The 12,538-nt window shown below is 49.0% G+C and carries 12 protein-coding genes; 4 read left to right on the forward strand and 8 right to left on the reverse strand.

The genetic code is table 11. The annotated features are described in order from the left end of the window. The first annotated feature begins 79 nt into the window (after positions 1-79). Both QMO62_RS31080 and QMO62_RS31085 read left to right on the forward strand, forming a co-directional pair. Entirely contained in the window at positions 80-619 is a 540-nt protein-coding gene (locus QMO62_RS31080) for a DoxX family membrane protein (protein ID WP_284646336.1), read from the forward strand. 322 nt (positions 620-941) lie between these two features. Further along, on the forward strand, positions 942-1,268 hold the full coding sequence (locus QMO62_RS31085) for a YnfA family protein (protein ID WP_284646337.1): 327 nt from the start codon (positions 942-944) through the stop codon (positions 1,266-1,268). A 68-nt stretch (positions 1,269-1,336) separates the two neighbouring features. On the opposite strand, the gene QMO62_RS31090 is transcribed toward QMO62_RS31085, so the two are convergent. After that, positions 1,337-3,781 (reverse strand): EAL domain-containing protein, encoded by a 2,445-nt coding sequence (locus tag QMO62_RS31090; RefSeq protein WP_284646338.1) that lies wholly within the window; start codon positions 3,779-3,781, stop codon positions 1,337-1,339. Positions 3,782-3,970: 189 nt separating this feature from the next. Beyond that, entirely contained in the window at positions 3,971-4,324 is a 354-nt protein-coding gene (locus QMO62_RS31095) for a VOC family protein (RefSeq protein WP_284646339.1), read from the reverse strand. A 157-nt stretch (positions 4,325-4,481) separates the two neighbouring features. Here QMO62_RS31095 and QMO62_RS31100 point away from each other — a divergent pair, with 157 nt between their 5' ends. Next, on the forward strand, positions 4,482-5,048 hold the full coding sequence (locus tag QMO62_RS31100) for a class I SAM-dependent methyltransferase (RefSeq protein ID WP_284646340.1): 567 nt from the start codon (positions 4,482-4,484) through the stop codon (positions 5,046-5,048). Positions 5,049-5,070: 22 nt separating this feature from the next. After that, positions 5,071-5,685: a DedA family protein gene (locus QMO62_RS31105; RefSeq protein ID WP_284646341.1), complete on the forward strand. Its 615-nt coding sequence runs from the start codon at positions 5,071-5,073 to the stop codon at positions 5,683-5,685. Between the two features lie 23 nt (positions 5,686-5,708). Here QMO62_RS31105 and nagZ read toward each other — a convergent pair whose 3' ends face one another. From nagZ to QMO62_RS31135, 6 genes are all read right to left on the reverse strand, one after another. Beyond that, entirely contained in the window at positions 5,709-6,920 is a 1,212-nt protein-coding gene (gene nagZ / locus QMO62_RS31110) for a beta-N-acetylhexosaminidase (RefSeq protein WP_284646342.1), read from the reverse strand. A 133-nt stretch (positions 6,921-7,053) separates the two neighbouring features. Continuing rightward, the gene (locus QMO62_RS31115) at positions 7,054-7,962 is read right to left on the reverse strand and encodes an NAD(P)/FAD-dependent oxidoreductase (protein ID WP_284646343.1); all 909 of its coding nucleotides are present in this window, start codon (positions 7,960-7,962) and stop codon (positions 7,054-7,056) included. Between the two features lie 121 nt (positions 7,963-8,083). After that, complete coding sequence (locus QMO62_RS31120) at positions 8,084-8,491, reverse strand: Rrf2 family transcriptional regulator (RefSeq protein WP_284646344.1); 408 nt, start codon at positions 8,489-8,491, stop codon at positions 8,084-8,086. 142 nt (positions 8,492-8,633) lie between these two features. Next, positions 8,634-10,343: an ABC transporter permease gene (locus tag QMO62_RS31125; RefSeq protein ID WP_284646345.1), complete on the reverse strand. Its 1,710-nt coding sequence runs from the start codon at positions 10,341-10,343 to the stop codon at positions 8,634-8,636. A gap of 17 nt (positions 10,344-10,360) precedes the next feature. Then, entirely contained in the window at positions 10,361-11,368 is a 1,008-nt protein-coding gene (locus QMO62_RS31130; protein ID WP_284646346.1) for an ABC transporter ATP-binding protein, read from the reverse strand. An 8-nt stretch (positions 11,369-11,376) separates the two neighbouring features. After that, on the reverse strand, positions 11,377-12,471 hold the full coding sequence (locus tag QMO62_RS31135; RefSeq protein ID WP_284646348.1) for an extracellular solute-binding protein: 1,095 nt from the start codon (positions 12,469-12,471) through the stop codon (positions 11,377-11,379). Positions 12,472-12,538 lie beyond the last annotated feature (67 nt).

The following is a 12,538-nucleotide window of genomic DNA, read 5'->3' on the forward strand; positions in this document are numbered from 1 at the left end:
GATAAAGTAAAAGTGTAAGGAAGATAGAAATCGCAACAGTATTGTGATTTTCACTACCTAAACTTAGGAGATGATTGTCATGATGACGAAATGGCTTAGAGAAAATAAATACGCGGCAGGGCTTCTGCTCTTTGTCCGGTTCTATCTAGGATATCAATGGCTGACTGCAGGATGGCACAAATTGACCGGCGGATTCGATGCCGGCGGGTTTTTGAAAAATGCAGTCGCCAAGCCAATTGTCGATAAAGCCACTAACGAGCTGGTCTACCCGACCTTTACCGCGTTCGTCCAAAACTTTGCAATGCCGAACGTAAAAATCATCAACTTCATGATCCCGCTCGGGGAATTCTTGGTCGGTCTCGGATTGATTCTCGGCGGTCTGACTGCCGCAGCTGCCTTCTTCGGACTCCTAATGAACTTCATGTTCATGTTTGCCGGTACGGTAAGCACGAACCCTTGGCTGATCCTCATCGGCGGCATTGTGTTCATGGCCGGCACCAACGCCGGACGATTCGGACTCGACTACTATCTGATGCCAATGCTGCGCAAGCTGTTCACGCCGCATAAGAAGGACGGCGCAACCGGTACCGGTGCAAAGCCTACCGCAGTACATGCCTAACCCGAAAAAGAGACCCACAGCAACCGGGCTGTGGGTCTTAATTTTTATATATCAAAAAGGGGGCGAGTTCTCTATCCCCTTACAACTTTAAGCAGGTCTCGCAGCGGTGGCGCACAGCGCAAGACACTTTAGTCCGGTGACCCCCCTAATCATTTACATCCTCTCCCAAATTACGTTATACTTCGAATAAAACTGTAATGCTATCTTTAAGTCCAGGGTGATTTTATCTTCGGGCTTAGCATTAGCCAACTCGCGGCAAGGACCGAAGTAAACTCATATTGATTGGAAAAGGAAAATACCGGCTCGTGTTAGGGGAATTTTTATGCTGATGGCTGTATTCATATTTATGCTTGCCGGCCTTGCCGAAATTGGCGGAGGGTACTTGGTTTGGTTATGGCTGCGGGAATCTAAGCCCATTTGGTATGGGATTGTTGGCAGTATCATTCTTATCTTATACGGGATCATTCCAACGCTGCAAAGCTTCCCATCGTTCGGGCGAGTCTATGCCGCATACGGCGGCGTGTTTGTGATTCTCGCTGTGCTGTGGGGCTGGGTTGTCGATAAAAAAACACCTGATTTGTATGATTGGATCGGGGCCGCTATTTGCATTATAGGTGTGTCCGTTATGTTATGGGCACCGAGAAGCTAAGGGTTATAAACTAGGGAGCAGCTGCCGCGGCGGTCTGCTCCCTAGTTTTATACTCCATATCCAGCACGTTAACTGGACGGCTTGTTCATTCTCATTGGAGCGAAGAAAGCTTCTTCCACCTCTCCCGCGGGCAAGGGACGGCTGTAATAATAGCCTTGAATCTCCTTGCACTGATTATCCATTAGAATATCCAGCTGTTCCTTTGTTTCAATCCCTTCAGCGATCACATCCATCTTCAAATGCTGAGCCATCGAAATGATCGTCGCAACAATGGCCTTATCGTTCTGATTCACGGTGATATCGCGAATGAAAGAACGATCGATTTTGAGCTTATTGATCGGAAGAAGTTTAAGGTAGCTTAAAGAGCTGTAGCCCGTTCCGAAGTCATCCAAGCTGATTCGAATACCAAAGTCCGTCAATTCCTTGAGAATACTCGTTGAAACAGCAGCATCCATCATCATACTTTCCGTAATTTCCAGCTCAAGGTACTGAGGATCCAAGCCTGTTGAGTCAAGAATTTCTTTAATATATGTCGTTAAGTTTGGCTGATGAAATTGTTGGGAAGACAAGTTCACAGAAATCGGTATAAGCGGTCCTCCAGCGTTATGCCATTGTTTCATTTGCTCGCACGCCTCTTTGAGGACCCACGTTCCCAGTTCGTAAATCATACCTGTTTCCTCAGCAATCGGAATGAACACCCCAGGCGATATAACCCCTCTAACCGGGTGCCTCCATCGAACTAAGGCCTCTATACCAATCATGCGACTGTCACTGGCACGTATTTGAGGCTGGTAAAAAAGAAACAGCTGCTCCCGGCTTATCGCTTGTCGCAAATCCGCCTCCAGCTCAATTTTCTCCAGCAGTTGTGTATTTAATGCCGCATCATAAAACTGATACCCGTTCTTACCGTTTTTCTTCACCTCATACATGGCGGCATCTGCATTCTTAAGCAGCTGCTCCGCATCATCACCGTCTGCGGGGTACTCTGCAATCCCGATGCTTGCGGTAACATAATAATCATTTTCCTTCAGGCGACAAGGAATGCCAATCGCATCTATCACGCGCTCCGCTAAATGTGCAATGTCGTGTTTCTCGTACTTGCCATCGCACAGCAAAGTAAACTCATCCCCACCCATTCGTGCTAAAGTCACTTTATAGCCCCGAATGCAATGTTCAATGCGGGCGCACATTTCTTTAAGAAACAAATCGCCATAGGTATGGCCAAGAGAATCATTAATCATTTTGAATCGATCGATATCCATAACCAGGACATAGAATCGTTCCGCCTTGCTCTCTATTTCCATTGAGAGTGCTTGATTGAACATTCGGCGATTGGGCATCCCCGTCAACTCATCATGGAAGGCAAGGAATTGCACCTTATCCTTAGCCTCCTTCTCCATGGTAATGTCTTTGGCAATAATATAGCTGCCAACGACTTCTCCCTCTCGAATGACAGGAATATTCTTGACGCTTAATTCAATCCGATGACCGTACCTGTGTATAATAGCGGTCTGGTAGTTCTGTACCTCACCCTCCAAGGAGCGTAAGAACATTTCTCTAGTACGCTGCTGCTCTTCCGGAGCGATGAGAGGAAGAACCTGTTCTATTGTCTGGTTCCTGAATACGTCACCGGGTAAGCCGGTTAGCTCCATCACTGCTGCGTTATAGTCAATAATACGATAATTTGCGTCTATCGATAATATGGCGTCCTGATTGTTTTCAAATAAGGATTTATACCACTTCTCGTTTTCCTCAATCTCTGAATCTTTCCGCGATAACCGATTGGAAATATAAATGCCGAATAAGGATAAGCCTAAGGTCAGAACCGTGCCGCCTGCAATCAAATAAGCTAACAATCTTTGATCAAGCACCATTCCATCCTGTGAGATCATTGTACTAGTTGAATGAAAATGTGCTGCCACCATACCCACATAATGCATTCCGGCAACCGCCGCCCCCATAATAAGGCCGCTTCCAAGTTTCATCCATATATGACTTGGCCCGATCGTCTGCTTGAAATAAAAAGCCAGCCAAAAAGCGATGATGGAGGCAGCAACGGCAATCAGTACCGAAAGCACGACATAAAGGGGATTATACGTAATCCCAATTTGCATGGCTGCCATACCGATATAATGCATCAGAGAAATACCGGTGGCCAGAAGCAGCCCTCCGCCAATCAACTGACGCAATTTCAAAACATTTTGTCCAACGATGGACAAAGCCCAGAATGAGGCCGCAATAACAGCTAAAACAGAATAGATGACCATTGCTAAATCGTACGGAACCGAAACGTTGAGGGAAAAGGCTAACATTCCGACAAAGTGCATCGACCAAACGCCAAGACCCATGGCAACTGCACCAAATAAGATCCACAACCAGCGATAATAGCCTTTGGATGTGCTTATTCTTCCAACTAAATCCAGAACCGTATAGGAGGCGATAACAGCAACAGCATATGAGAATAACACTAACATCATATCGTATGTTCCATGCAATTCATGCTCGTGATGCACCTAATTACCTCTTTTCAATAAAAATTTTGAAGAATAGAATATCTCCTATTTTCGACAAACCCCGACATTTCTCCTCTTATTTAAGTTCAAAGATCTTGTTAATAAAATTTAATCGTTTGGCGCGTCGTTAAATAAAACAAAAAGGAGCCGCGGTGAAGCAGCTCCAACCCTCAAAATATAGTTAAAATATCAATGATCGTGTGCTAGAATATTAACAAGCTTACCGAATGGATCACGGACATAGAAACGCCGAACGCCCCATGGCTCATCCACAGGCCCATATTCTATGGAAAATCCGGCATGCTTCATTCGTTCAAACGCAACATCGACATCATCCACTTCAATCGATAAATCCGGCGTAGTCGTATCGGAGCCCCCCTGTGAAGCAAAACTAACTTGAATGCTCATCTCCTCACTGGAACCGTATGTTCTAAACCAACCATGATCCATTAGTATTTCAAGACCAAGCACGTCATGGTAAAAGCGTGTAGCTGCCTCGATATTCTTCGTATTGATATTGGCAACAATTCGTTTGACCTTCATTTCAACTAATACCTCCATAATAGTAAAATATCCCCATCATAATTTGAAGGAGAATTTCCCCAAGTAACGTCTAATAAAAAGAGAACGAAACATCGTCGCAACCATCATAGAAAAAGAGTCGCCTCAACTATTATGAAGACAAAGGAGAAATCTTACAATGTCGGAAAGCACTCTGCGGGAAAGTTGGTTGTTTTTTTATAAATATTTGCGCTATCCCAAGCAAATCGGCAGCATTATTCCCAGCTCGAGATATTTGGCCTCCGCGATGGTATCGGCGGTTGCGTGGGATGAGACCCGGCTGATAGCCGAATTAGGGGCAGGTACCGGTGCGGTGACGAAATATATCAGCAGTTCCAATATGACTGGAGCCCAAGTGGTTCTGTTCGAAAAAGATGATTATTTACGCGCAAAGCTTCAGCAGCAGTACCCGGAGCATGTATGCTTCTCCGATGCACTTCGTATCGGGAAAGAATTGGAGGCTAATGCTATGGGGCCGCTCGACGCCATCATCAGCGGTCTGCCTTTCTTTAATTTTTCAGAGAGCTTTCGAGAGCAGCTGCTTGTAGAAATCGAAGACTCCCTTAGACCCAACGGACAATTCATTGCCTTTCAATATTCGCTTCAAATGAAGAAAGCGCTGGAACGAAGGTTCGAAATTGAAAATATTTCCTTGGTTCCATGGAACCTGCCTCCCGCCTTCGTTTACAGCTGCCGAAAAAAATAACCGAAAATAGGGTGGCTCTCCCATGAATGAAGATTTTCTTATTTCCTTGATCGGACAATACGGGTATTTTGCCTTATTCTTCGCGTTATGGCTCGGGATTATCGGCATGCCGATACCGGACGAGGTGATTGTGATGACAGGAGGAGCGGTCACGCTGCGCGGATTGCTGCTCCCCATTCCCGCCTTTGTTATAACATATTTAGGCGTTATCTCAGGTCTTTCTCTCGGATATGTACTCGGGAGAGTATTCGGAAATCGCGTGATTCAGTGGTTAAAGAAGAAGAAACGATTTGAAAAGTACGTCCACCGTTCCGAGCAATGGATGCAAAAGTATGGAAGCGCGGCGCTCATGATCAGCTATTTTTTCCCGGTCATTCGGCATGTCATGCCGTACGTGGCGGGCAGCAACAACATGTCGTTTGCCCGCTACGCACTCGCCTCTTATTCAACGGGGTTCGTCTGGACGCTGCTCTTTTTTTGGCTTGGGCGGGTGGCACTGCACTTTGCCATGGATATCGCTATGACGGTACATCGTTACTCCTGGGTTCTCTTGATCCTGCTCCTTGTCATCTTCCTACTGTTTTATCTGCGCCGGGCCAAGAATACTTCACGCCGGCAGCATGAGCCCGGACACTAGGTACCGGGCTTCAGAATGCTTCGCTACCTCTGTAACGCGGCTTGAATATGCCGATTCAGCTCAGACACATTAGCGGGCGGGATCGGTTCGTCCGATAGTTGAAAACTTGTCTTCAGCTTGGCAATTCGGTATACGCTGGCGTCGATCTCTTTTTGTGAAATTTGGCCGCTTTGCACAGCCGCCGTTAGGGCTTCAATCACGGCCTTTTGTTTCGCGGGGTCATGCCCGACAAGGACGATATCCGCACCGGCCGACACGGCTTTCACTGCTGCGGGACCGATCGCCATCGTCTTTCCGATGGCCTCCATCGTCATATCATCCGTTATGACAACTCCGTCAAATTTCAGCTCGTCTCGGAGCACATTTTGAATAACGAAGCTAGACATCGAAGCCGGCGTGTCCGGATCGAGCTTCGTCATAAGAATATGAGCGACCATCACGACCGGAGCCCCCTCCTTGATCGCCGAAGCGAACGGTACGAATTCGACGCTGCGCAGACGCTGCAAATCGTGCTCCACCACCGGCAGCCCGTAATGAGAATCGACCGACGTATCGCCATGACCGGGAAAATGCTTCACAACGGGAATGACGCCTTGGGACTTGATCCCAAGCATTTCCTGCACGCCCATACCGGACACTGCTTTCGCTGTATTTCCAAACGCACGTTCGCCGATGACCGGGTTGTTCGGATTCGTATTGACATCCAACACGGGTGCATAGTCCGTATTCAGCCCAACAGACTTCATCGCTTCCCCAAGCGCGGTACCGACTTGATACGCGTACTTCGAATCATTCGTACCGCCAATGATCCTACTAGCGGGAAATGCCGTTATCTCCTTCGGCAAACGGGAGACGCGGCCCCCCTCCTGATCCGCACTCAGCAGCAGCGGCAGCTTTCCCCCGGCATCACGGTTCGTTTGTTTCAGTCCATTCACCAGCTCGGACATTTGCTTCGAAGACACGACATTGTTGCTATACAAAATAATTCCCCCAACGCGTCGTTCCTCAATCAACGATCTAATTTCCGGTTGTACGGCAGTGCCATCCAGGCCGACTACCACCATCTGGCCGATCTTTTGGGCCAAGCTCATGCCGGCGACAAGTTCAGCGGTCGGGTCGGCGGGCCGAGGGGCAGGGGATACGGGATTGGCCGTTGCCGGAGGCTGCCCTGCAGGTGTAGAAGGCTCCGCTTGTTTTATTTTGCACCCCGTCAGAACCAGAATGATACTGATCACTGCCGCACAAATGAAAAGGCTCCGCCGAACCCCCATAACAACTCCCCATCTCCATAACAAATTGTACTTCTACTAGTATGGACATGAATCGATCTTCCTTAATCGTTCGAAGGTTCGGTGACCGCTACATAATTTAAAGCGCCTGCCAATCCTCTTCCGTCAGATCCGCAACAACAGCCATTGCTGCTTTGCTGCCGGAGGATGCGGCGAATATCAATTGGGAAGGCATCACATAAGCCGAATCCCCTGCTGCGAATAGGTCCGGCACCGTCGTCCTCCCCATCTCGTCGGTAACAATTCCCCCGTTGCTTGTTGTTTGATAGCCAAGGGCTTCCTCGAACCTAGCATTCGGAACGAAGGACGGAGAGACAAAGCCTCCGCTTCTTTCAATAAACGTACCGTCTGTAAAATGCACCCGCTCCAGCATACCGTTTCGTCCGGAAAACGCGGCTACGGGAGTATCCACGATCCGGATGCCCCGGGATACAAGCTGCTCCCGCTGTTCTGCAGACAGCGTATCCCGGCCTCCCGTGCACACGACCAGGTCCCGGCTCCAGCCTATCAGCAGCTTAGCCTTATGGAACACGTCCGTTGAGTCCGAGACGATCACTAGCGGCTGATCACGCAGCTCCCAACCGTCGCAGAAAGGACAATTGAACAAGCTTTTCCCGTAAAAATCGCGAAGCCCCTCAATCTCGGGAAATACCTCCTTGAGTCCGGCGGCCAAAATCAGCTTGCGCGCCTGCACGCGATCGCCTGAAGAGGTCAGCAAAGTAAATCCGAGCTCCGACTTGCGAATATCTGTGACCTCGGACGGCCAATGCCGGACGGAAGGATACTTTAGCACTTCCTCGTAAGCAATGCGACGAAATTCCGCCGGCCGAATCCCATCTCGTGTAATGAATCCGTGAGAGGCGTGTGTTACGCCATTCCTCGGCGCGCTATTATCAAACAACGCAACCTTCCGTCTCGCTCTGCCGAGCACCAGCGCTGCATTTAACCCCGCCGGTCCGCCGCCGACAATCGCACAATCATAGTTCATGTCCTTTCAATCCTCTCCTTGGTTATTCAAAAGACTTTATAGACATTTTATATCTATAATTAATCACAGCTTAGCATTGCCCAACCTATGGACAATGCAATAGAGCTGCAAGCTCGGTGAGCTAGGTTTCCTTCAAAGCTGTAACCTCTTTCGCGAGCTCGAACAATTTGGTATTTTTCAGTTGCCGCTCCATCGCTTCCTCAGCCTTCACCATGACCTGATGGATCATACACCTTGAATCTTCACTGCCGCAGCACTCGAAAAGCGAGGCCGTGCCTTCCACTGCATGAATGATGTCCAGAAAAGAGATGTCCTCTTTCCTGCCTCTCAGCCGGTAGCCTCCGTTCGCCCCTGAAGCCGACTCAATGAGCCCCGCTTTTACCAGCTTCGTGAGTATTTTCGATAGGTAGGTGGGCGAGACATCCTGCCTATCGGCAAGCTGTTGAACGCCTACCGGTTTGTCAGGCGTGAAGGCCATCAAATAAAGCATCGTGTGGAGGGCGTAGTTCGTTGCTTTAGAATATTTCATCCGTCCCACCCCCTTAAAATCAAAGACTTTATGTGTCTATGATAACCACAATAATTTCTACCTGTCAAGGAGAAACAGCCTAGCCCAAAGAGGCCGTTCATCGGTTTAGACGATTGCAGCCTCTTGTCGGTTGATTATGATGCTAGGATTTGCTTTTTCTTCCATAAACAAAATACAACGTAAGGGTAGACATGATCATCAAGATGACGGAGTAAACCAACGTTAACGCCTTGGTATCCGCCAGCGCCTGTGCATCCGTACTGTTCTTGATCACGATGCCGAGAGGCTGATACAAAGGATGATAAAGGAATACGGTAAGATCGTAATCCGCTAGGATCCCGTTAAAATTCAAGGCAAGTACGGCCAGCGTGGATGGTAGGATGATGGGCAGCAGCACCTTCCGGAACGTATAGAAAGGCTTGGCGCCCAAATTTTTCGCTGCATCCTCAAGATTATGGTCCAGGCTGAAGAAGGAAGCTTTCACCATTCGGAGGGTGAAAGGTATGTGCACAATGACATACGCGATGAACAGCATCCAGACCGTCCCTACCAAGATCGAGTTCCCGATAACCAGTCTCGGCGAGTTAAACGTCACGATAAGCCCGATGGCAATGAGCGTCGAAGGCAGCATCCATGGAATGAGCAGCGCATATTCCAGAGCCGTCGTCCACTTGTTCTTAAACTTATGCAAAATTCGTGACGCCGCCAAGGCCAAAGCCACCACAGCTACTGAAGCCGCTGCAGCATACACTATGCTCACGAGGTATGGCTTGAACGCAGACATGTTGGAGAATACTTGAATATAATTGTTCAAGGAGAAGCTGCTCCAATGCAGCGTGGCCGTGGATATGCTGTGAGCATCCGTAAAGGAAAAGACCACAATCAGAACGACCGGTATGATATACAGCAGAAATAAGAAGTAAGCCAGCACGTGTGCGGCGATATTGGCCGCCTTATTGTTGATCTTCTGTTTGACCAGCTCCGATTTGACTTTGGAAACGGACATGAAGTTGCCCTTCCGCTCGAAACGGATCATGATGCTGAGCAAAATCAGCGTTGCCAGACCTAGGATGAGCGCCAGCAGTGCCGCCAAATCTCTCGAGGATACGCTGTTCGAGAAGGTGAGAATCATCGGTGTGATCGTTTGAAACTCGGTGCCTCCCAGAATCAACGGAGCCGAGGTAGCGGCTAGACCTGTAAGAAAGATCAAAATCGTAAGCGCGAACATCGTAGGCTTCAAGACCGGAAGCACAACTCGCCAAAGGATGTAGAAGGTCGAGGCCCCCATATTTTTGGCCGCTTCGACCGTTTGATAATCGATTTTGCGTATGGCATTGCTTAGAAACAAGACGTGGTTGGAGGTACAGGCGAAGGTCATCACGAAGAGTACCGCCCAGTAGCCGTGAAACCATGTCGCATCAAAGGCTGGAAACAAGCCGGAAAGGAGCTTGGTCATGAATCCGTTTTCACCGTAAACGAATTTATAACCTGACACCAGCACGACACCGCTATAGATCAGCGTAGTAAAATAGCCGAGTCGGAGTACGCCGGCCCCCTTGATATCGAAATACTCGGAGATCAGCACCAAAGTAACCCCGACAAGGTTAACCGTAAAAACAAGTGATACGGCCAGAATAAAGCTGTTATACAAGCTTCTCATGGCACGTTCGGATGACAGCAGCTTCTCCGCCGCCTCGAAGGAGAATTTCCCGCCTTTAAAGAAGATTTCATAATAAATATTGATATTCGGATAGATCAGGAAAGCAATGACAAACCAGGCAATCAGTCCGTAGAAAATCAGTGTGGTCGGATTTAGGGAGGCCAGGCTGTTTTTGATTTTTGCTGCGTTCACCACACATCCTCCTTCCACTAATACTGCAAAATATCGCCGGCATGAACATACATCGTAATTTCATCCCCGACTTGATGATGGGCCAGCCCGGTTTCCTTCTCAATGGTCTTGAGCAGGCCTCCGCCGGCGACTTCGATGACATACTTGCTGTATAAGCCGTAAAACTCCTGGTCCACGATAGTCCCCTTGAGCTGGACGGCGTCTTTCCCCGGAAGGGGCAGCAAGCTTACTTTTTCGTTGCGGATGTAGGCAATCTTCCCCGGTCTGATCCATTCCTTCAAGTCGCTGTTCTGAATGATCCGAGGATCGATTTGGTTAATGTCGCCAATGAAATTGCATACGAATTCCGTCTTGGATTGATTGTAGACCTCTTGCGGCGTGCCGACCTGCTCAACGATTCCCTGATTAAATACGGCGATCCGGTCCGATAAGGTCAGCGCCTCCTCTTGGTCATGGGTGACGTAGATCGTCGTTATGCCGAACTTCTTCTGAAGGTTCTTCAGCTCGTTGCGCAGCTGTACTCTCAGCTTCGCATCCAGGTTGGACAAGGGCTCATCCAGGGCTAGAATGCTCGGCTTCAAGACAAGCGCTCTGGCAATGGCTACACGCTGCTGCTGACCGCCGGACAGCTCCGACACCTTCTTCACAAGCTGCTCTTCCTTCAGATCGACCTTCCGCGCAATGTCGCGCACTTCCCGGTCTACCTCTTCCTTGGACGCCTTCTTAACTCTCATCCCGAACGCGATATTCTCGTACACATTCATGGTCGGGAAGAGTGCATAGCTTTGAAACACCATGCTGATATCTCTTTTTTCGATAGGCACATTAGTAATATCCCGGTCGCCCAGCAGAATCTGACCGCTTGTCGGCTGAATAAAACCGACCAGGCTGCGGAGAATCGTTGTTTTCCCGCACCCGGACGGGCCAAGGAAGGTGAAGAACTCGCCTTCCTTGATGTCCAGATTGAGATTTTTGATCGCGTGAAATTGACCGAACTTTATTTGAATATCACGAAAAGTTATCATAGCTACCTCTACTTCATGATCTGCAATTCGATTTTCTCTACCCATTTGCCAATGTTAGCTGCAATGAAGCCCCAATCCAGCGGCTGCGCCTTCAGGTTCGCATACAATGCCTTTACAGCATCATTGGCTTTGGCGGCAGCTTTGGTATTGGCCGGCATCGCATTGAACTTGGCTGCAAATTCTCCTTGAACGTCAGCCGTTCCCATCCACTCGACGAACCGCTCCGCCGTTGCCTTCTTCTTCGTACCATTAACAATCGCGGCGTGTTCTACAATCATTGGTACTCCGATTTGCGGGCTGACGATGCCTGCCTTCACCTTATATTGCTCTTCCTTCTTGCCGAGAGTACCGGAAACTACAGCGCCCAGCGGTGTTTTACCGCTCGCCAGGTTTGCATAGAAGTCTTCCCCTTCTACTGCTCTGACACCGTTATCGAACAGCTGCTTCACTTCATTCCAGCCTTCCTTGGAAATGCCAAGCTCGCCCTGCGGATCCTTGTGTCTTGTCAAAATGCCTGCCACGACAAGCTGCGGCGTAATTTGTCCAAGCAGCGTAGGCGCTTCATACTTGCCCTTGAACGCCGGGTTTTTGTAGAGATCCGTCCAATCCTTCGGCGCCGTTTCGGCTGTATAGTTTTTGGGATTATAACCCAGCAGAATCGCCTGCTTCACCAAGCCGTGATAGAAGCCCTCCGGATCGTTGAGGCCAGGTTCCACCTCTCCAGCCCACTTCGGTACATACTTGGTCAGAACGTTTTCCTTCTTCAGGTTCTCATACAGCATGTTGTTCAAGCCGAACACCACGTCTGCAATCGGATTGTTCTTCTCCGCAATCAATCGATTTGTCAGATTGGCGCCGCCTGCTCCAACCAGCTCGATTTCGAAGCCGGAGGCCTTTGCCTTCTCGACTAACCATTCGCCGCGACCGTCGGAATTCGCGTTCGTGTACACGATCAGCTTTTCATTCTTCACCGGTTCGTTCGCTGCAGGCGCAGTGGCGGAAGGCGAGTTCGCAGCAGGGGCTGACCCTGTATTGCCGCCGCAGGCTGTTACCGCAAGACACAGAATCGAGATCAAAGAGGTGCTTACTAATTTTTTCATCATGGATGAAACACTCCTTTTGGGATATAGGTTGATTGAATATAAAAACCATGGCACCGCTTAAGGAACA

It is taken from the genome of Paenibacillus silviterrae (genome assembly GCF_030167925.1).
In the GTDB taxonomy this organism is placed as follows: Bacteria; Bacillota; Bacilli; order Paenibacillales; family NBRC-103111; genus Paenibacillus_G; species Paenibacillus_G silviterrae.